Annotated in this window: 13 protein-coding genes; 9 read left to right on the top strand and 4 right to left on the bottom strand. The window is 33.7% G+C overall.

Annotated elements, in window-relative coordinates:
• Nucleotides 1-2 precede the first annotated feature (2 nt).
• The gene (galK, locus tag H8K90_RS03045) at nucleotides 3-1151 is read left to right on the top strand and encodes a galactokinase (RefSeq protein ID WP_186844459.1); all 1149 of its coding nucleotides are present in this window, start codon (nucleotides 3-5) and stop codon (nucleotides 1149-1151) included.
• Between the two features lie 7 nt (nucleotides 1152-1158).
• A complete protein-coding gene (locus H8K90_RS03040) occupies nucleotides 1159-2190 on the top strand; it encodes a UDP-glucose--hexose-1-phosphate uridylyltransferase (RefSeq protein ID WP_186844458.1) in 1032 nt (343 codons plus the stop codon).
• A gap of 84 nt (nucleotides 2191-2274) precedes the next feature.
• Here H8K90_RS03040 and H8K90_RS03035 read toward each other — a convergent pair whose 3' ends face one another.
• From H8K90_RS03035 to H8K90_RS03020, 4 genes are all read right to left on the bottom strand, one after another.
• Nucleotides 2275-5148 (bottom strand): alpha-amylase family glycosyl hydrolase, encoded by a 2874-nt coding sequence (locus H8K90_RS03035; protein WP_186844457.1) that lies wholly within the window; start codon nucleotides 5146-5148, stop codon nucleotides 2275-2277.
• 70 nt (nucleotides 5149-5218) lie between these two features.
• Nucleotides 5219-6607: a SusE domain-containing protein gene (locus H8K90_RS03030; RefSeq protein ID WP_246457497.1), complete on the bottom strand. Its 1389-nt coding sequence runs from the start codon at nucleotides 6605-6607 to the stop codon at nucleotides 5219-5221.
• A 17-nt stretch (nucleotides 6608-6624) separates the two neighbouring features.
• On the bottom strand, nucleotides 6625-8181 hold the full coding sequence (locus H8K90_RS03025; RefSeq protein WP_186844456.1) for a RagB/SusD family nutrient uptake outer membrane protein: 1557 nt from the start codon (nucleotides 8179-8181) through the stop codon (nucleotides 6625-6627).
• A 10-nt stretch (nucleotides 8182-8191) separates the two neighbouring features.
• Complete coding sequence (locus H8K90_RS03020) at nucleotides 8192-11269, bottom strand: SusC/RagA family TonB-linked outer membrane protein (RefSeq protein ID WP_186844455.1); 3078 nt, start codon at nucleotides 11267-11269, stop codon at nucleotides 8192-8194.
• 271 nt (nucleotides 11270-11540) lie between these two features.
• On the opposite strand from H8K90_RS03020, the gene H8K90_RS03015 reads away from it, so the two are divergent.
• The 7 genes from H8K90_RS03015 (at nucleotide 11541) to H8K90_RS02985 (ending at nucleotide 22558) form a co-directional block, all read left to right on the top strand.
• On the top strand, nucleotides 11541-12587 hold the full coding sequence (locus H8K90_RS03015; RefSeq protein WP_186844454.1) for a LacI family DNA-binding transcriptional regulator: 1047 nt from the start codon (nucleotides 11541-11543) through the stop codon (nucleotides 12585-12587).
• A gap of 131 nt (nucleotides 12588-12718) precedes the next feature.
• Nucleotides 12719-14089 carry an MFS transporter gene (locus H8K90_RS03010; protein ID WP_186844453.1) on the top strand — a complete coding sequence of 457 codons (1371 nt, stop codon included), beginning with the start codon at nucleotides 12719-12721 and terminating at the stop codon, nucleotides 14087-14089.
• 6 nt (nucleotides 14090-14095) lie between these two features.
• Complete coding sequence (pgmB, locus tag H8K90_RS03005) at nucleotides 14096-14752, top strand: beta-phosphoglucomutase (protein ID WP_186844452.1); 657 nt, start codon at nucleotides 14096-14098, stop codon at nucleotides 14750-14752.
• 42 nt (nucleotides 14753-14794) lie between these two features.
• On the top strand, nucleotides 14795-17101 hold the full coding sequence (locus tag H8K90_RS03000) for a glycoside hydrolase family 65 protein (RefSeq protein ID WP_186844451.1): 2307 nt from the start codon (nucleotides 14795-14797) through the stop codon (nucleotides 17099-17101).
• Nucleotides 17102-17142: 41 nt separating this feature from the next.
• Nucleotides 17143-19110 carry a glycoside hydrolase family 13 protein gene (locus H8K90_RS02995; RefSeq protein WP_186844450.1) on the top strand — a complete coding sequence of 656 codons (1968 nt, stop codon included), beginning with the start codon at nucleotides 17143-17145 and terminating at the stop codon, nucleotides 19108-19110.
• A complete protein-coding gene (locus H8K90_RS02990) occupies nucleotides 19110-20081 on the top strand; it encodes an alpha/beta hydrolase (RefSeq protein ID WP_246457495.1) in 972 nt (323 codons plus the stop codon). The genes H8K90_RS02995 and H8K90_RS02990 overlap by 1 nt, the downstream gene beginning before the upstream one ends.
• A gap of 44 nt (nucleotides 20082-20125) precedes the next feature.
• Nucleotides 20126-22558 carry a TIM-barrel domain-containing protein gene (locus H8K90_RS02985; RefSeq protein ID WP_186844449.1) on the top strand — a complete coding sequence of 811 codons (2433 nt, stop codon included), beginning with the start codon at nucleotides 20126-20128 and terminating at the stop codon, nucleotides 22556-22558.
• Nucleotides 22559-22561: the final 3 nt, after the last annotated feature.

Genomic DNA, 22561 nt, shown 5'->3' with positions numbered 1-22561 from the left:
GTATGAGTAAAAAACTAATAAATAAAGTAGAGAAGAGCTTTATATCAGAGTTTAACACAAACCCATTGATGATATTTTCTCCAGGAAGAATTAATCTAATAGGTGAGCATACCGATTATAACAATGGCTTTGTGTTTCCTGCGGCAATTGATAAAGGTATAGTATTAGCTATTGAGAAAAGTGATAATAATTATTCTAAAGTTATCTCTATTGATATGCATGAAGAGTTGATACTTAACCTTAAAAATCTAAAAAAAATAAAAGAGAATACTTGGAAAAATTACATTATAGGAGTAATAGCTGAAATTCTGAAAAAAGGAAAAGAATTTACTAACTTTAATTGTGTTTTTGCAGGTAACATTCCTGTAGGATCTGGCTTATCTTCCTCAGCTGCATTAGAAAATAGCTTAGCGCTTGGTTGTAATGAGCTCTTTAATTTAGGATTAAGTAAAAGAGAACTCATACATATATCTCAAAAAGCAGAACATAATTACGTAGGTGTAAATTGTGGTATCATGGATCAATATGCGAGTATGTTTGGAAAACAAGGCCATGCTATATTTTTAGATTGTAAAACGTTAAATTCTGAATTGGTTCCTGTACATCTTACGGATTATGAAGTTATTCTAGTTAATAGTAATGTAAAACATGCTTTAGCCGAAAGTGGTTATAATGATAGATATGCTGTTTGCCAGAAAATAATTAAGCTCCTCAATAAGCCATCACTTAGAGCGGTTTCTATTGAAGAGTTAAATACTTTAAAAGCTAAAATTTCAGAATCAGATTATAAAAAAGGTTTGTATGTTCTTCAGGAAAATGAAAGAGTAGTTGCATGTAAAAATGCTTTAAAGGATAATGATATAAAAAGTGTAGGTGAAATACTTTTTCAGTCACATATAGGACAAAGTAAAATGTATGATATAAGCTGTGTTGAGTTAGATTTTTTGGTAGAAACAGCAAAAGAAAATGACTCAGTTATTGGATCTAGAATGATGGGAGGTGGCTTTGGTGGTTGTACTATTAACCTGGTTTTAAAGAAAGATTTACAAGATTTTAAAACAAAAGTTTCAACCAGATACAAAGAGAAATTTAATAAAGATTGTAGTATTTATAAAGTTAAGCTTGGCGATGGTACAAGAGTTATAAAATAAAACTAGCATGGAAGACTATTTACAAAATTTATCACATAAGCGTTTTAATATATTAACTAATGAATGGGTTTTAGTATCACCGCATAGAACCAAACGTCCTTGGCAAGGACAAGAAGAAGAATTGCCAAAGGCAGAAAGACCAACTCACGATTTAAATTGCTACCTATGTGCAGGTAATACACGTGCCAATGGGGAAGTAAATCCTAATTACGAAGATGTATTCATTTTTAAAAATGATTTTGCTGCTCTAACTAAAAATACTGAAGACTTTAAATTAGACCAAGGACTTCTTATGGCTGAGACTGAAAGCGGTATTTGTAAAGTGGTTTGTTTTAGTCCAGATCACTCTAAGAGTTTAGCCCAAATGTCTATTAAAGAGATAGAAAAGGTAATCTATGCTTGGCAGCAAGAATATAAAAATTTAGGTAAAGAAGAAGGCATTAATTATGTGCAGATATTTGAGAATAAAGGAGAAGTTATGGGTTGTAGTAATCCTCATCCACATGGTCAGATATGGAGTCAAAGCTCTTTGCCAAATGAGGTGGTAAAAAAAGATAAAAGTCAATATAGTTACTTTAGTAAAGAGAAGAACTCATTACTTGGAGATTATTTAAAACAAGAATTAAAACAAAAAGAGCGTATTATTTTTGAAAACAGAGCTTTTGTTGTTTTGGTTCCATTTTGGGCAATATGGCCTTATGAGGCAATGATTATTCCTAAAATGCATCAAACAGATATTTATCAGATACCAATTTCGGAGACTATTTTATTTGCAGAAGCTATTTCAGTTATTACAAGAGTTTACGATAAATTATTTAATTGCTCTTTTCCATACTCTAGCGGTATTCATCAAGCACCGACAAATGAAAGCTCTAATAAACATTGGCATTGGCACATGAGTTTTTACCCACCATTATTGAGAAGTGCAACAGTTAAGAAATTTATGGTAGGTTATGAAATGTTTGGAAGTCCACAGCGAGATATTACAGCAGAATTTGCAGCAAATGTTTTAAGAGATATTGCAAATAAATTGTTCTAATTATTAACCTTAAAGAAACTACTTTATTAAAAAAAAAGAGCCTCTCGATGAGAAGCTCTTTTTTGCTCAATTAACACTTAATAATTAGAGCTTAACTAACTTGGTTGTTTTCGTTTGACTGTTGTTTTCGTTTTCTATTTTTACGATATACATCCCTGAATTTAATGAGGAAATATCAAATACGTCTGTTCTTGTAAAATTACCTTTATAAGATTTTACCAACTTGCCAGTTAAATCATAGATTTCTATATCTGAAACGTTTGTATTAACACTGAAGGATGTACTTGATGGATTTGGATAAATTGTAAACCCATTTAATTCTTGGTTATCTATACTTAAAACATTAGAAGGTTGATTTCCTAGAATTCTAAATTGACCTGCAGGTATAGAAATTGAACTTGTAGAGTTTGACACAGTTGTATTACCAGTGGCATCCATTAAATCGTACCAAGTTGAGGTAACTCCACTTGGAAAGTTTGTGTTTACAGTTTGAGCATTTACATCAAAATTTGCAAGAATGATAACATTCTTTAATTCTGTAGCAGGAAGCGAATTATCAAACACTTCAATTCTTGGAGTATAGTCTCCAGAAGTTATAGTGTAATCTCCTTCAAAAACAGGTTCTTCAATTTTTAATTTATGCAGTTTAGACCAGTCTTCATAAATTTGACCTCTTACTGCATCAGTTAACCAGTTATTTGTCCATTGAGGTTGAGGTTTTGTATCTAATTTACAATCTCCATCAGAGCCTCCAGGTTCGTTAACAACTCCATTGTTACAAGTAAAAATAGAGTTCTCCATACCAAGTTCGCCAAAATGCCAAATCATTTTTGGTCCTGGCACCATTACAGAAACGGCTGCTAAGGCAGACATTCTAGATAATGCTGTGTTTAAATCTTGTACATTATGAGAAGCGTTACTAGTATTTCCATACTGTAAATTCTTATACATAAGTCGTTCTTCATCATGACTTTCAGGATATCCAATTACTCTAGGGCCATTAAAACCTGTATGACCTTTATGACCTATACGATTAATGTTTTTATCACCATTTTGACCCATTGTCAATTCGTTATAAGGATGCGTCATAATTCCCCACATCATTACGCCTTTACCTTCATCTAAACGATAATTAGCCCATTCTTTTTCCTCGTTATCAGAGCCTAAATGTTCAAAAATAGCATAGTGATCTGCATCTAGAGACCATGAATAATCAACATATTCTTTTAAAATATCTACACGATCTTGCTGGTAACTATTGGTACAGCCTTCATTGTTTTCACAGTTTTGGGTAAATCCTTTGGTTAAATCCCAACGGAATCCATCAATATTAAATTCTTCAATCCAATGCTTTACAACACGCTTTACATAATCTTTAGTTCTTGGGTTAGAATGATCAAAATCACTACCAACACTATAGCTATGTTGAGCTGTTGTATTAAAATAAGGATTCTCTGTGCTTGGATCTCCCCAGCCATCATTATCTGGGTCACTCATCCACATACGTACCATTGGATTTCTACCAAAGGCATGATTAAGTGCAATATCTAATATAACCGCAATACCGTTTTGATGACATACATCTACGAGTTCTTTAAATTTCTCTTCTGTACCATAATATTTATCTAAAGCCATATGGAAAGAAGTGTTATAGCCCCAACTTTCATTACCTTCAAATTCCATTACTGGCATTAATTCAATAGCATTAATGTTTAAATTTTTAAAGTAATCTATTCTATCAATAACATCTTGGTAGTTTCTATCGGCATCAAAATCTCTAACTAAAAGTTCATATACTATTAAATCTTCTTTTTTGGGTTTTACAAAATTAGTAACCTGCCAATTATATGGTGTTTGTCCTGTTTGTAACACAGTAACTTCACGCTCTTGACCTGCAGGATATGCTGGTAAGTTTGGATATGTTGAAGCAGGAATATAAGGATCATCAAAAGGTGATAAAACAAGAGTAGAATAAGGGTCAGCAACTTTTACTAAAGTTGGTGAGTTAGCAATAGGAGTTTCATCTACAACCCAATACTGATAGGTTTCAATTTGTCCTGGTGTTAAGCCTGTTATTTCAATCCAGAATTTATTATTTCTAGTTGGATCTTTTTTCATGGCATAACTTGAGCTAGGTTGGTAATTGTTAAAGCTACCAGCAACATAAACAAAGTCCTTACCGGTAGCATACAATACTAATACGGCTGTATTATCATCAATATAAGTAATACCATCTTGATAATCAGTGGGCATAATATCAATAATAGAACCTGGATCTACTATAACGCTAAAAGATTTGGTAATTGTGGTTCCATTCAAAACACTAACTAATTCGTAATTTTTATTTTCAGTGATATTAACATCTGTATATGAGTAAGCATTGGTTGAGCTATTTGTATTTATGATAGCACCATTTGCGTAAAGGGTATAGTTAGCATTTCCGCCAATATTAGTTGCAGAAATATCTAAATTATCACCAGAGTTTATAATTGTAGTTTCATTACTTGGCGAAGTTAAATTAACTTGAAATGTGCCTACTTCAAAGAAAAAATCTTGACAACCACTTGCTTTAAATTCTTGAGAGCCATCCTCATTTCTAAAGACCATTCCCATTTGAGTTGCATTGCTAGCCTGAGTAGAAGTAGCAGGATAATAATTTTCGGGCACAATGGTAATTGAATAAATACCACCTCCTTGGTTGGTCATTTCTCCAATACCATCATCTTGTCCCCAGTTTCCTGTTACATAAGTCCAAGGGTTAGCAGTACTTCCGATACCAGAGTGCATATACACTTTATTAGGATTGCTAAGTCCATCACAGTCGGTTGCAGTACTATTAATATCTACTGTAATGGTAATACTTTCGTTAACTTCAAACGGATTTGGAGATATAGTAACTTGGCTAAAGGATAATAATGTAAAACTTATAAATAATAAGGATAAGTAAAACTTTTTCATAAGCAATATTTTAAAAAAAGGGCTGATTAGTATCAGCCCTTTTAGGTTATAAGGGATTATTAAATCCTAATTATTGTATTTTGTTAAGTTGGTATGTACCGTTGGCAACATCCATCCAAACGCGGTATAAACCTGCAGTAACAGCAATATTATCTCCACCAGCATCAAGTGTTCCGTCAGCACCTGTATCACCAAAATCAGAACTCCAATCGTTGTTAACTCTAAATTTAATTTCACCATCTACAAGAGTAGCAATATCACCATAATAGATGTCTGGTTGTATTTGTGTTAATGTAAAATCTGGTCCTCCATTACCCCAATCATTATAACCAGAACCTACTATTCCCCATGTATCAGCTGCTACAATGGTATAGGTATTGTCATTAAAATTTAAACTAATTGAATAATGACCTGCAGTAACAGCAATATTATCTCCGCCACCATCTAAAGTTCCATCAGCACCATTATCGCCAAAATCAGTAGTCCACTCATTGTTTTGTCTAAATTTAATTTCACCATCTAAAAGTTGAGCATCTACTTTAAAAGTATCTGTTGTATAGTCGTAATAGAATTTGGCATCAGGTCCACCGTTACCCCAATCATTAAAACCAGAACCAACTATACCCCAAGAAAAAGCTTCCATTGTGTATGTATTGGTATTTAAATCTAAGGTTATCTTATAATCTCCCGCAGTTACAGCAATGTTTGCTCCACCAGCATCTAAAGTACCATCAGCACCATCATCACCAAAATCATTTGTCCATTCGTTATTCTCTCTAAACTTTACTTCTCCATCTATAAGAGTTACGTATGCAACAAATACATCAGTTTCACTTGTTGTATAGAATTGTCCATCAGGACCAGCATTTCCCCAATCATTATAACCAGAACCAACAACTCCCCAAGTTGCAGGCATAATTCCGCTACCACCACCAGAAGTTTGTTCCTGCAATTCTACATTAAGTCCTTTAATATTTGAGTAAGATGGTAAACCATTATCACCAACAACAGCCATTAATCTAAAATAGATCATACCTGTATTAGGTTCTGCAGAATCAGGATCATTATCTAAACCAGCTACTTCTGCAAGAGCAAGCATTTGTCCTACAGTGACAGGTATTTCATTTGCTAATGGATTAGCAGTAGTGCTTCCTAGGTCGCGTAAAGATGGTTCTCCAGCTACATCTGGTGTATAATCTGAGAAGTCTGCCATTGTTGCGCCTTGAAGATAATAGGTGATATTTGTTGGTACACCAAAGTCAGCACTATTCCATGTGAATCTCTCAGCTAAGTTATTTGGTACTGTTGCATTTAAAACATAGTTTTCTAAAAACGATGTATTGAACTCAATGCCTTCTGCTTCATTAGCTACAAACTCTAAATCGTCATCTGTTTCACATGCTGTAAAACTTACAACTGCGATAAACGTTAATAGTATAAATTTTAGTTTTTTCATCATTATTAATTTTTTGTTAATTAGTATCCTGGGTTTTGAGTTAGGTTTGGATTAGCTTGAATTGCTGTAGCCGGAATTGGGAACAATTTGTAATTATCTGAAATTGCAGAACCGTTAGCAGTACCACCTTTCCAAGGCCATATGTAGCTGCCACCTGTAAATTTATTAAAACGTATTAAATCTGTTCGTCTCTGACCTTCTAGATTAAGTTCTCTTGCACGTTCATCTAATATAAAGTCTAAAGTTAAATCAGACATTGTAATTGCGCTTGCGTTAGATCTTGTACGCACATCGTTAACATAATTTACTGCGTCGCTCATAGAAGTATTTGATGCACCTCTAAGTGCTAATTCTGCATACATTAAATAAGCATCTGATAAACGATAAAAAGGAAAATCAGTTGAAGAAAAACTAACGGGATTGCCATTTCCGTCTGATGCTGTATTTCTAAATTTAGTAGATGGGAAACCATCAGTCCATTCTCTATAGTCATTCATTTCAAAGTTATGACCATCGGTCCAGAATAAGCTAGCCCTTACATCATCAGAATCAGCCAATTCAGTTGCACTATTACCAAATAAGCCGTACCAGCTTTTAGTCGCTCTATGTCCTGTCCAACCCTCTGCTGCGCCAAATTGAGACAATGGCATTGTATCTGCACTCAAATTACCATTAACAATATATGTTGTATTTCCATAACTTTGACTGGTTAATGACTCTGCTAATAAAGGGAATATAACTTCAGGTGAACTGTCATTATCTGAAGAAAAGATTCTTACAAAATTAGAATCTAACATATATCCACCTTCATTGATAACTTTATTTACATAAGTAGCTGCATCATCCCATCTTGGTGTACCAGTATAAACCTCAGCATTCATATATAATTTAGCTAAAAGCATATCTACAACATAGGTATTGGCTCTACCATAATTAGATGTTGGTCTTATAACCGGCTCAATAGCCAGTAATTCTGATTCAATATAGTCAAATAATTCTTGTCTTGAAGCTTCCGGTAGAGGATCAGACTGTCCAAAATTTAATTCTGTTGCAAGTACTCCTTTACCAAATACATCAATAATATTATAGTAAGCTAAAGCTCTTAAAAAGCGTGTTTCTGCTACAATATTCTCTTCATCTGGAAAATCTGCAATATCTAATGCTTGTAAAAAGTTATTACATTGTGGAATTGTGTAATAAGCTCTATCGTAAAATAATCTGAAGAACTTATTATTTCTATCCCAATTTGATGTTGTTGTTAATTGATCTAATCCATCATCTCCCCATCTATTTTTCATAGCATCAGACGTGAAATCTTGAAGATTGATAATGGCTCTTAAAAAAGCACCTTCACCAGCATCTGGACTAACAATGTCCGAGCTTCCCGGACCACTTGGGCCAGTTAAAGCAAAAGAAGCGTACAATCTCGATACTAAACCTTCAACCGCATTTGGGTCAGAGGCTAATAACTCTTCTAAGGTAAGTTGTGTGATTGGTTTTGTATCTAAGTCGTCCGTACAAGACGAGTACATACCCAACATGGCAATACCTAATAAAATTAAAATTCTTTTTTTCATAATATTTTTTTTAAAAATCTATATTAACACCTAATGTATATACTGTAGGTCTTGGATAAAAGTTTCTATCTATACCACCGAAATTTTCTGGGTCTTCACCAGAATAATCGGTAATTAAAAATGGGTTAGTCACTGCTCCATAGACTCTTAATGAACCGTCTTTAATTAAATCACTAAAACGGTACCCTAAAGCTATGTTGTCGCATCTTAAAAATGTTGCATCTTCTAAATAGTAATCTGAAAACTGAATGTTTCCATTTACATTTTCAATAACAGGGTTTGCAGAACCATCGTAAAAATTTAAAACATTCGTTAAATTATTTTGGCTCGAAAATGTAGCACTGTCTGTCCATCCATAATTAAGTTGAGCAAAATTATAGACATTACCACCAATTTGACCTCTAAAACTAGAGCTTAAATCCCAGTTTTTATAGTTTACGTTAAGATTAAAACCATAGGTCCAGTTAGGTGCAACTTGCGTGTAGTAACGATCATCATCCGTTATTTGATTATCACCGTTTAAATCTACAAAGGCATTTGGTATAGGATTACCTTGAGCATCATATACTTGTTTAAATACATAAGCACTTCCTGCTTGTTCACCAACGGCATGTCTAAGTAAATCTGCACCAGTACCTCTTAAAGTACCACCTGCATTAATTGTTGTTAATCCATTTAGATCAGTAACTTCTGTATTATTATAAGATATATTTCCTCCTAAACTAACCGTAAGGTTATCATTATCAATAGGAGTTATATTAAGGTTTAATTCAAAACCTTCACTTTCAGTTTCTCCAATGTTATCAATAAATGAGTTTGTAAGTGCTTGCCCTGGTGGTACAGGTGCTTGTGCTAAAAGGTCTGTTGTATTTCTTTTATAAATATCAAAAGAACCAGAGATTAAACCTCTATTAAACAAGTCGAAATCTAATCCAACATTAAACGTAGTCGTTTTTTCCCAAGTTAAATTTGGGTTAAACGGCTGAGCTGAATATAATGAGGAATTTGGAAAATACTGACTATTGGCATCTCCTGCCAAAAACAACGGAATAGAAGGATAAAAACCTACGACACCTGTTATATCTTGTTGGCCAGTTTCACCCCAACCTAATCGTAGTTTTAAAGCATTAAAGACTTTAGAATCTTCTAAAAATGCCTCTTCATTAATTTGCCATGCTAAAGCTGCTGAAGGAAAATAACCCCAACGATTTTCTTTAGTAAACAAAGAGGAAGCATCTGCTCTAAAAGAAGCAGTGAATAAATATCTATCTAATATACTAATGTTACCTCTTGTAAAATAAGACTGAAGATTTAATACATTATAATATCTAAAATTAGGATTTGCAGGGTTAACAACACGTTCTCTTTGTCCTGAATTTAAATTATATTGAAAACGATCTTGGTTACCATCGTTTTTAAAATTCTGATAAGAGTAACCTGCTTGTATATCGTACTTATCTATAAAACTATCTGTAAGAACTTTAGTGTATTGTAAGAAACCATCTAATGTAGTATTAGTTATCTGTTGGTTTTCTCTATAATTAACACCAGGATTAAATAAGAAGTTGGTGTTTATGTCAGTGTTGTTTGAGTCAAATTGATACGTCTGAAATGAATTTTCGGTAAAACGTTCTTCTATTTTAGATCCCGAAGCATCTAAACCTAAATTTACAACTGCTCTTAGTTCAGGTAAAAAAGGCATTGTATAATCTAGCTCTACATTACCAAGAAATCTATAAACATTCTCAGGTCTTTCTCGCTGTTCTAATTGAGCCAACGGATTAGATTGTAAAATTCTTCTGAACGTATTGTTGTCGTCAAAAGTGGTTAAATAGTATCCACCAAACCTATTATCTGAAGATCTATCAAAAACAGGTTTTGTTGGATCAAATGCTAAGGCAGCACCAATAGCACCGCCAGCATCAATGGCATTTTTAAAAGCAAAAATACTTTTCGCATTTAAATCTATTTTAAGATTGTCGTTTAATAATTTTGGAGACAATTTAACAGACATTGTTAATCTTTCGTAATTATCGTTTTTTACCACACCTTCTGCATACGTATATCCAACCGATCCACGGAAAGGTATTTTATCAAAAAGGTTAGCTCTTGCGCTAAAATTTGTGTTAGATGTAGTAGCCCTTCTAGTTATGGCGTCTCTCCAATTTGTACTATAAATATCTCTTCCATTTAAGGTTTGACTAACAGACTCATTAGATACTATTGAACCAGCTGGAACACCTAATTGGTCAACTCTTGTTGGATGATATTCTTGAATAAATCGCGTATATTCAGATCCTGTCATAACATCTAAGCCATCTCCTACAGAACTTACTGAATAGTCTGTAGAGAAAGTGTATTTAGGGGCACCAGAGGTTCCTTTTTTCGTTGTTATAATAATTACACCATTAGATGCTCGAGATCCGTAGATTGCTGTAGCAGAGGCATCTTTCAATATAGAAAAACTTTCTATATCATTCGGGTTAACAAGTGTTAACGGGTTAGAAACACCAGCAGGATTGTCATTACCAATTGGTACACCATCAATAACAATTAATGGATTGTTTTGAGCATTTAAGGATGATCCACCACGAATTCTAATATTCGGAGCAGCATCTGGAGAACCACCAGCAGTTGTGATACGTACACCAGCGGCTTTACCATTAAGTAATTGGTCTGTTGAAACAATAGCACCTTTGTTAAAGTCTTTAGATGAGACTACATCTACAGATCCTGTTGCGTCTTCTTTCTTTACAGAGCCGTAACCAATAAGAACGACCTCGTCTAATTGAGAAGCATCTTCTTCTAGTGCTACATTTATTGAACTTTGGCCAGTAAAGACAATTTCTTGTGTAGTATAGCCAACATAAGAGATCACTATAGTTTCACCTTCAGTGACTTCAATTGAATATTTACCATCGAAATCTGTAGCAGTTCCTCTGGCAGTACCTTTAATAATGACATTTACGCCAGGTAAAGGCATTGCGTTCGCTTTATCTGTGATTGTACCAGTGACGGTCGATTGAGCCATCAGTGTTGCCGGTACCATAATAAGACAGAATAGTAAAGCATTTAAGAATGTTTTCATACAATGTTTTTAAATTAATTGCTTAGTTAATTAGTTTATATTTTCACTTCTTGGGCTAAATCTATGTAAAATTAATGTGTTTAGAATGTTAATTTATTGTGTGAGAGCAACGAAAACGTTTTCGTGTTAAAAACTTTTTCTATAATGAGAGATTGAATAGAAAAATAATGAAATAATGAGGTTTTTTCAATTATAAGTAGTTAAAATTAAGAATACAAGAATTCTCATCCCCAATTTTTGACTTATATTCGCCCTTTACTTAATGTTAATTATGAAACGAAAAATAACCCTTAAACAAATTGCTAGAGAACTAGATGTTTCTATTTCTACAGTGTCTAAAGCATTAAGAAATAGTGTCGAAATAAGTGATGATACTAAGCAAAAAGTTCAGGCTTTTGCTAAGCTTTATAACTATCGCCCTAATAATATTGCGTTAAGTCTTAAGAATAGACGTACAAATACAATTGGAATTATAATACCCGAAATTGTGCATCATTTCTTTTCTAAAGTGATTAGAGGTGTAGAGCTTGTTGCAAATAAACGAGGTTACAACGTTATTGTAGGATTGTCTAATGAGTCTTTTGCTAAGGAGGTTATTAATATGGAAATGCTTGCAAATGGCAGTATTGATGGTTTCATTCTTTCAATGTCTAAAGAAACTTTACAACAGCAAGATTATCATCACTTTAATGAAACAATGAGTCAAGGCATGCCTATTGTAATGTTTGATAGAGTGGTGTCAGATGTTAATTGTGATAAGGTAATTGTTGATGATTTTAATGGTGCAAAAAATGCTGTTAAGAAGCTAATTAATAATAAATGTAAATCCATAGCTCTAATCACTACTAAAGATTATGTGAGTGTGGGCAAACTTAGAACGCAAGGGTATTTAGAAGCTTTAGAAGAATCTAAAATGATACCGCAATCGGAGCTCATTTTAAAAATAGATGATAGCCTAGATTACGAGGTGCATTTAGAAAAGCTCGAAGCCGAAATTGAGCAGCTGTTTAAGTCTAATGAAAAAATTGATGGTGTTTTTGCTGTTAACGAATTGTATGCTTTATCTGCCATGAAAGTAGCAAGAAAATTGGGTCTAGATATTCCAAATGATATTCAAGTAATTGGGTTTACAGATGGAGTGTTGTCTAAGCATGCAACACCGAGTCTTACTACTGTAAGTCAGCATGCACAACAAATGGGAGAGAAGGCAGCAGATCTATTAATTAATAAGTTAGAAAGTGAAAATGATGAAGAAGAAGAGCGCTTTCAAACATTAGTTATTCCAACAGAATTGATTGAGCGAGAATCTACTAAATAGATTTTTTTTATTGCTATTTTAAAATATTATATATCTTTACGCCATAATCAAAACTTATATTTTCACTTCTACACATAAGTTTTGATAAGCTAAGCTTGTCAGAATAGTATTAATTTAAAATATACTATTTCATGAAAAAGCGTATTCTCGGATTCTGGGAAATTTGGAACATGAGTTTCGGGTTTCTAGGTATTCAATTTGGTTTTGCTTTACAAGGAGGCTTTATGTCTCGAATATTTCAAACACTAGGTGCTAGTAAAGATGAAATCCCTATGCTGTGGATTGCAGCTCCTTTAACAGGCTTACTCGTGCAACCTATTATTGGTTATATGAGTGACCGAACTTGGAGTCCAAAATGGGGCAGAAGAAAACCTTATTTTTTAATTGGTGCTATACTTAGCACAATGGCCTTGTTTTTTATGCCTTATTCTCCAGCGCTTTGGGTTGCTGCAGGCTTTTTATGGGTTTTAGACGCTTCAATTAATATTTCAATGGAGCCTTTTAGAGCTTTAGTAGCTGATAAACTCGTTGAATCACAAAGAACCTATGGGTTTGTTGTTCAAACTTTAATTATTGGAATAGGAACATGGATTGCAAGTAATTTGCCATGGCTAGTTTCCGAAATGGGCGTAAGTGATTCAGCTGCTTTAGGTGTAGTGCCTAACTCAGTTAAAATCGCTTTTGCTATTGGTGCTTTTGTCTTTTTAGCCAGTATACTTTATACTGTATTTACAACTTCTGAATATCCTCCTGAGGATATGGAAGAATTTGAAAGAGAGAAAAAGAAGAAAAATAGCTTTGTATCCGATATTGTAAATAATGTTGGTAATATGCCACTGACCATGAAAAAATTAGGTGTTATCCAGTTTTTTAGCTGGTTTGCATTTTTTACCATGTGGAGTTTGGCTAATCCTGCATTAACAGAGCATGTTTTTAATACTCCAGCTCCAGTTGAATCTGCCTTCGATATGGCAGATAGTATACAGAAAGCCGCATTTGATACTGCTAATACAGCTTTTCAGAAATCTTCAAATTTAGTCGGTTCTGCAATGGGAGTATATGGATTGTCCTCAATGGCTTTTGCATTACTCTTAGTATTATACACAGCTAAACGAAACATAAATAGAAAATATGTCCATATGTTTTCTTTGTTTTTAGGAGGTTTAGGTTTTATTTTAATGAACTATGTTTCTCCAGAGCAACTTAAATACTGCTTTATTCTTATTGGTTTTGCTTGGGGAAGCATTCTTTCTATGCCTTATGCTATGCTCTCTAGTTCAGTAGATCCAAAAAAGATGGGAATGTTTATGGGTATCTTCAATATGTTTATTGTTATTCCACAAATTATTGCAGCATTAGGCGGAATAAATTTTGTCTCGAATTTGATAGGTGAAGAAGCAATAAACGCAATGACTATTGCCGGAATTAGCCTTTTAATTGCCGGACTGTGTAACTTATTAATTACAAATAAAGCAGCGATTTCATATCAATCTACAGAATAATATTAAATGAACAAAAAAGGATTCATATTCGATTTAGATGGTGTCATTGTAGACACTGCAAAATATCACTTTTTAGCCTGGAAAAGATTGGCTAAAAGTTTAGATATACATTTTACCGAAGAAGAAAACGAACAGTTAAAAGGTGTAAGCCGAGTGCGCTCATTAGAAAAAATATTGGCTTGGGGAAATAAAACTATTTCTAAAGATCAATTTACAGAACTTATGAGCAAAAAAAACGAAGAATACTTAAGTTACATAGCCGAAATGGATAGTAGCGAAATATTATCAGATGTTCCTAGAGTATTACAATACTTAATAGAAAAACAACAACCTATTTCTCTAGGTTCTGCAAGTAAAAATGCAAGAGTAATTTTAGATCGTGTAGATTTAAGAAAACATTTTGATGCTATCGTAGATGGTAATGATGTTAGTAAAGCAAAACCAGATCCAGAAGTGTTTTTAATAGCAGCTAAACTATTAAACATAGATCCAAAAGATTGCATTGTTTTCGAAGATTCCGTTGCTGGAGTTACTGCAGCAAATACAGCAAATATGGTGTCAATAGGTATAGGTAGTAAGGATGTTTTAGGACACGCAGATTACGTATTCAATGATTTTACAGAAATCTCAGACGATTTTTTAAACGAGTTAATAAATAATTAAAGATATAGACTTATCACAGATAAGTCACCAATAAAATTTAATATGAACCTAGATTATATCATACCAAATCCTTGGTCTATCATAGAAGAGGGTTTTAATCCAGATCAAGTAAAAGCATCCGAAAGCTTATTTAGTATCGGAAATGGTGCTATGGGACAACGTGCTAATTTCGAAGAAACCTATTCCGGACCAACATTCCAAGGCAGTTATATTGCAGGTGTTTATTACCCAGACAAAACAAGAGTTGGTTGGTGGAAAAATGGTTACCCAGAGTACTTTGCTAAAGTACTAAATGCACCAAATTGGATAGGTATAAACGTACTAGTAAATAACGAGCAACTCGATTTGTTTACCTGTAAAAGTGTAAAAAAATTCCGCAGAGAACTAAACATGAAAGAAGGTTGGTTATCTCGTAGTTTTATTGCAACACTTCAAAATGATATTGAAGTTGAAGTTTTTACTAAACGATTTTTAAGTTTAGAAAATGACGAAGTAGGTGCTATAGATTTTAATATAAAACCTCTAAATGCTGATGCTGTAATTACGTTTCAACCGTATTTAGATTCTGGTATAACAAATGAAGATACCAATTGGGATGATAAGTTTTGGGACACCTTAAATGTAAGCCACGAAAATAATCAGGCTTTTATTCAAGCAAAAACCATGAAGACAGATTTTTACACCTGCACGTTCATGGAATCTCAGGTATTTATAGATGGTAAATCAGTTTTAATTGAACCAAACATCAAGGCGGATGCTAATTTAGCTTCGTTCAGTTATAAACATCAGGTAAAACAAAACGAAACCTATTCCATTCATAAATTTGGTGGATATCTTGTAGATAGAAATCATAGTAAAAATGATTTTGTAAAAGTCGCGAAGTCGGTGCTAAAAGAAGCCACAGAAACTGGTTTTACTGAGTTGTTGAATAATCAAAAAATGGCGTGGGCAAAAATCTGGGATATGTCCGATATAACCATAGACGGAGATGTTAAAGCTCAACAAGGTATTCGTTTTAATATTTTTCATTTAAACCAAACCTATCTTGGTACAGATGCTACTTTAAATATTGGACCAAAAGGGTTTACTGGAGAGAAATACGGAGGTAGTACCTATTGGGATACAGAGGCCTATTGTATACCTTTTTATATGGCTACAAAGGATCAAAGTGTGGCACGAACGCTTTTAACGTATAGATATAAGCATTTAGATAAAGCTATAGAAAACGCACAGAAACTTGGTTTTAAAAATGGCGCTGCCTTATATCCAATGGTGACTATGAACGGCGAAGAATGTCATAACGAATGGGAAATTACTTTCGAAGAAATTCATAGAAACGGAGCCATTGCTTTTGCTATTTTTAATTACTATAGATATACAGGAGATTATAGTTATATACCAGAAATGGGATTAGAAGTTCTTATAGGTATCGCCCGTTTTTGGCATCAAAGAGCAACATTTTCAACAGACAAAAACAAGTATGTAATTCTAGGTGTTACTGGACCAAATGAGTACGAAAATAACGTGAATAACAACTGGTACACTAACTATATAGCACAATGGTGTATAAATTATGCATTAGAGAATATAGATAAAGTAAAAGAGGGATTTGAAGACGACTACAATAGAATCTCTGGTAAAACAAAAATCTCTCACGAAGAATTAGCACAATGGAAAAAGGTGGCTGACAACATGTATTTTCCATATTCAGAAAAGCATAATGTGTACTTACAACAAGATGGCTTTTTAGATAAAGAATTAATTACGGTTGAAGATTTAGATACATCTCAGCGACCTATAAACCAAAAGTGGTCTTGGGATCGAATACTTCGTTCACCATATATTAAACAAGCAGATACACTTCAAGGCATGTATTTCTTCGAAGATCAATTTACAACAGAAGAGTTAGAGCGTCATTTCGATTTCTACGAACCATTTACTGTGCATGAAAGTTCTCTTTCACCTTGTGTTCATAGCATACAAGCGGCAAAGTTAGACCGAATGGATCAAGCTTATACCTTTTATTTAAGAACTTCACGATTAGATTTAGATGACTATAATCATGAGGTACATGAAGGTTTACATATCACTTCAATGGCTGGTACATGGATGAGTATTGTAGAAGGTTTTGGTGGCATGCGTGTCAAGAATGATACCTTAACTTTTGAGCCGAAGATTCCAGAACAATGGGAAGGATATTCCTTTAAAGTCAATTTTAGACATCAAATTTTAAAAGTGAGTGTTAATCATAACGAAACTCATTTTGAATTAGAAGGTGATACCGATTTAGAAATAAGAGTTAATGATAAATTAGTAACGATTTCACCAAACAATATGGTAACCGTTTAATAGAGTTGATTGCTAATCAAAAACATTAAAATAGTTTACGTATGAAACATATAAAAAGAATACTAACAGCTTTTGTGCTAGTTATTTTAATGTCGTGTAAGGAGAATACATCTAACTCTAATGAAGCTTCGTCTTCAGATTCAACTTTTGTAGAAGCCAATGCTATTGAACGTATAGAACCACCAAATTGGTGGGTTGGTTTTAAAAGTGACAGTTTACAACTTTTGGTCAAACATCCCAATATTTCTGATTATACACCGAGCATTTCATATTCGGGTATTTCAATAGAAAATGTTTCAAAAGGAAATAACAGTAACAACTATTTGTTTATAAACCTTAAAATTTCTGAAAAAACTAATGCTGGTAGATTTAATATTAAATTTAAAAATGATAAGGATGAGGAACTAGTAGCAACCTACGAATTAAAAGAACGACTTAAGCCTGCTGAAGACTATATTGGTTTTAATAGTAGTGATGCAATATATTTAATCACACCAGATCGTTTTGTAAATGGCAATGCGACTAACGATACTCCTTTGGGCATTGAGGGTAGTCCTAAAATGTTAGAGCAAACTATTAGTAGATCCGATGATTATGCAAGACATGGAGGAGATATAGTTGGAGTAACTAAGCATGTTGATTACATTTATGATTTAGGATTTACAGCTGTTTGGCCACAGCCTTTATTAACAAATGATATGCATCGAGGATCATATCATGGTTATGCCATTACTGATTTATATGAGATTGATCCACGTTTTGGTACGTTACAAGATTACCAAGAATTATCCGAAACATTAAATAATAAGGGTATGAAGCTTATTATGGATCAGGTAGCCAATCATTGTGGATTAGAGCATTGGTGGATGAAAGATTTACCTTTTAAGGACTGGGTTAACCATCAAGATAATTTTGAAAAAAATAGAGATAACTGGAATAACTCTTACACCATAAATTCTAATCACAGACGTACTACAAATCAAGATATTTATGCGTCTGAAGCTGATAGAAAGGGAAATAATGAGGGTTGGTTTGTGGCGACAATGCCAGACTTAAATCAACGAAATCCTTTTATGGCCAATTACATTATTCAAAATAGTATTTGGTGGATTGAGACAGCACAGCTTGGAGGAATTAGACAAGATACCTATCCATATCCAGACAAAGATTTTATGAGTGATTGGGCTGGAGCTATAATGAACGAATATCCAAATTTTAGTATTGTAGGTGAAGAATGGAGCTACAATCCATTACTTATTGGATACTGGCAAGAAGGTGCAAATAATAAAGATGGATACGATTCTAATTTAAGGTCAACTATGGATTTTGCAATGCAAAACTTAGTAGTTGAAGGTGTTAAAGAACAAGAATCGTGGGATAAAGGTTTGGTTAAAATTTATGAAGGTCTAGCTAACGATTTTCATTATGCTAGTCCAAAAGATATTATGGTGTTTCCAGATAATCATGATATGAGTCGCATTTTTACACAGATGGAAGGTGACATTACAAATACAAAAATGGCCATGGCAACCTATGCAACAATGCCAAGGATTATGCAAATGTATTATGGTACCGAAATTTTAATGAATGATTTTGAGAAACCTGGTGATCATGGTCTAATCCGAACAGATTTCCCTGGAGGTTGGGAAGGAGATGCTGTTAATGCATTTAAAGGTGAAGGTCTATCAGATGCTCAAAAAGATATGCAAGACTTTATTAAAAAATTGTTTAATTATCGTAAAGGCAGTAAAGCCATACATGAAGGTAAAACGACGCACTTTGCACCTTTTGTTGGTACTTACTTTTTGTATAGAACGCTAGGTGATGAAACAGTGGTACTTATACTAAATAAGAATGAAGACCCTATAACAATTGATCTCAATTATCAGTCTGAAATAGGGCTGAAAGGCAAAACACTTAAAAACATAATTACAGGTGAAACCAAACTCTGGGGAGATGTAATTGAATTAAAATCTAAAGGTGTAACCATACTCACAACAAAATTATAATGATGAAGAATTTATGCTACGCTATAGTTTTATTGGCATTGTTTTCGTGTAAAAACGAAACAAAACAGGTTGAAGAGGTTAAAACTGATACCAACTTATCCGATATTAAATTTCAACATTTAAAATCCGTAAATCTTTATAAGGGCGAAATACAGCGCATAGATAGTTTTCCTTCAAAATATATAAAACCAAGATCTGTTGATGTTTGGTTGCCAGAAGATTATGTAGAGTCAAAAGATTATGCCGTTTTATACATGCACGATGGACAAATGTTGTTTGATGCTAAGACAACATGGAATAAGCAAGAGTGGAAGGTAGATGAATGGGCTTCAAAACTAATGGAAGAAGATAAAACGAGGGATTTTATAGTTGTAGCAATACATAATATACCAGAAATCCGTTGGCAAGATTTGTTTCCTCAAAAAGCATTTAATTTTATATCTGAAAGTATTAAAGATTCTCTAGTCGATATTGCAGGTAAGAAGAACATTAAACTAAATGGTGATAATTATTTAAAATTTATAGTAGAAGAATTAAAACCACAAATAGATAAAACATATTCAACTCATGCAGATGTTGAAAATACTTTTGTGATGGGTTCAAGTATGGGAGGTTTAATGTCGATGTATGCCATTTCAGAGTATCCAGAAATATTCGGTGGTGCAGCTTGTTTATCTACTCATTGGGTTGGTGCTATGCCAATGGTAGATAATCCATATCCAGATGCTATTTTTAAATACATGGAAGCCAATTTACCAAAAGCTAGTGAACACAAATTGTATTTCGATTATGGCAACAAAACGTTAGACGAACATTATCCGCAATACGCACCAAGAGTTGACGAAATTTTAAAAGCAAAAGGCTATACAGAAACGAATTCTAAAAATCTATTTTTTGAAGGTACAGACCATTCAGAAAACTCTTGGAACGCAAGATTAGATCAGCCGTTAATCTTTTTATTAGGCAAATAGTTTGTCATTCTGAATGAAATGAAGAATCTCAACATCAAAGCATCATGAGAACACTCAAAATTTTTATAGCACTTGTATTTATCACAGTTGTCTCTTATGGGCAAAATCCAAATAGAGTGTTCAAAAGTATTTCTAAACATAAGGATTTTGTTGAGGTTATTACAAATGATGGAATTTATAGGTTTAAACCTTATGGAAACGAAATAATAGAAACGTCATTTATCCCAAAGGGTGAAACTTTTAATCCAGATTCTCATGCTGTAGTTTTAAAAACGGAACCAGTTAAAATGGAAATCGTTGAAACTTCCAATTTAACTGAAATTAAAATGTTAGATATTTCTGTGAAAATAGTACATGCTCCTTTCCAAGTATCTTATTATTACGAAGGGAATCTACTTACTTCAGAAAAGCAAGGCTACTTCAAAAGCAAGCACCAACCTATGGATATGGTTAAAGGAAATATCGTTGCTGATTCTACTGAAAAAATAGAATTCAATCTCACCAAAGATGAAGTTCTTTATGGTGGAGGAGCAAGAGCCTTGGGAATGAATCGCAGAGGTTATCGTTTGCCATTGTACAATAGAGCGCACTATGGTTATGAAACACATTCAGAATTAATGAATTTCACTCTTCCATTAGTTTATTCTTCTAAAATGTACGCCATCCATTTCGACAATGCACCTATTGGTTATTTAGATTTAGATAGTAAAAAGAATAACACCTTAACTTACGAAACCATTTCAGGTCGAAAAACCTACCAAATCATTGCAGGAGACGATTGGGAAGAAGTCGTTGAGAATTATGTGGATTTAACAGGAAAACAACCAATGCTACCTCGTTGGGCACTGGGTAATTTTTCAAGCCGTTTTGGTTACCATTCGCAAGAAGAAGTAGAAATGACGATTGATAAATTCAAAGAAGAAGAAATTCCGGTTGATGCCATCATTCTAGATTTATATTGGTTCGGAAAAGACATTAAAGGCACCATGGGAAATTTGCAAGTCTTTAGAGATTCATTTCCAGATTTTGAAGGCATGGTAAAACGTCTCAACGATAAAGGAGTAAAAACAATTACTATCACAGAGCCTTTTGTTTTAACCACTTCAAAAAAGTGGGATGAAGCCGTTGAGAAAGATATTCTAGCAAAGGATTCTATTGGAAATCCAGCGACATACGATTTCTATTTTGGCAACACAGGCATTATTGATATTTATAAATCCGAAGGAGAACAATGGTTTTGGAACATCTATAAAGATTTAGCCAATAAGGGTATTGCTGGAGTTTGGGGAGATTTAGGAGAGCCAGAAGTGCATCCAAATTGGGTACAACATCATTCAGGAAGCGCAGATGAAGTTCATAATATTTACGGACACGATTGGGCACGTTTAATTCATGAAGGTTACAAGCGCGATTTTCCAGATACAAGACCATTCATTTTAATGAGAGCAGGTTATTCTGGCTCGCAACGCTACGGAATGATTCCATGGTCGGGAGATGTCAACAGAACTTGGGGAGGCTTGCAATCTCAACCCGAAATTGCACTACAAATGGGTATGCAAGGTTTGGCCTATATGCACTCTGATTTAGGCGGATTTGCAGGAGCCAATTTAGATGATGAACTTTATGTACGTTGGTTGCAATACGGAGTTTTCAATCCAATCTTTAGACCACATGCACAAGAGGATGTACCAAGTGAACCTGTGTTTAGAAGTGAAAAAGCTAAACGATTAGCCAGTTTTGCCATTGCGATGCGTTACAAATTATTACCATATAACTATAATTTGGTGTACGAAAATCATAAATATGGAAAGCCGTTAATGCGTCCTCTGTTGTTCGAAGAACCAAGCAATCCAGAATTATTCAATTATTCAAAAACCTATTTATGGGGAAATGATATTTTGGTCTCGCCAGTTTTAGAAACAGGTAAAAAAGAGCAAGAAATTTACTTCCCAAAAGGTTCAAAGTGGTTTGATATCGAAACCGATAATATTACTGAAGGAGGCACAACAAAAACCGTTCAGTTGCGAGAAGATTTTATTCCGGTTTATGTGAGAGCAGGTGCTTTTATTCCATTAACTGATATGGTTCAAACTACCGAAAATTATGATGATAGTACATTTCAATTACAATACTACCACGATGATTCCGTAAAGCAATCTGAACGAGAATTGTATTTTGATGATGGAAAAACTGCTAACCCAATAGGGAACGAAGCCTTTCAGATTTTAAAGTTTGAAGCTGAGCAAAAAGGCAATTGGCTAGTAATTGAGTTTGAAGCTAAAACAGGAAAAAACTATGCAGCCACAACAAAAAAAATTGCTTTAACAATTCATAATATTCTGAACAAGCCGAAGAAAATTAAAGTTGGAAATAAAAAGGTCGAAGGTTCATATAATGCTAAATATAAAACCTTAACAATTGATGTGTTTTGGGATACTTCAATAGAAAAAGAAATCAAAATAAAACTTAAAAAATAAGCC

Origin of the sequence: Winogradskyella echinorum (assembly GCF_014297365.1) — a bacterium.
In the GTDB taxonomy this organism is placed as follows: Bacteria; Bacteroidota; Bacteroidia; order Flavobacteriales; family Flavobacteriaceae; genus Winogradskyella; species Winogradskyella echinorum.
This window is presented reverse-complemented; position numbering and strand designations above follow the sequence as displayed.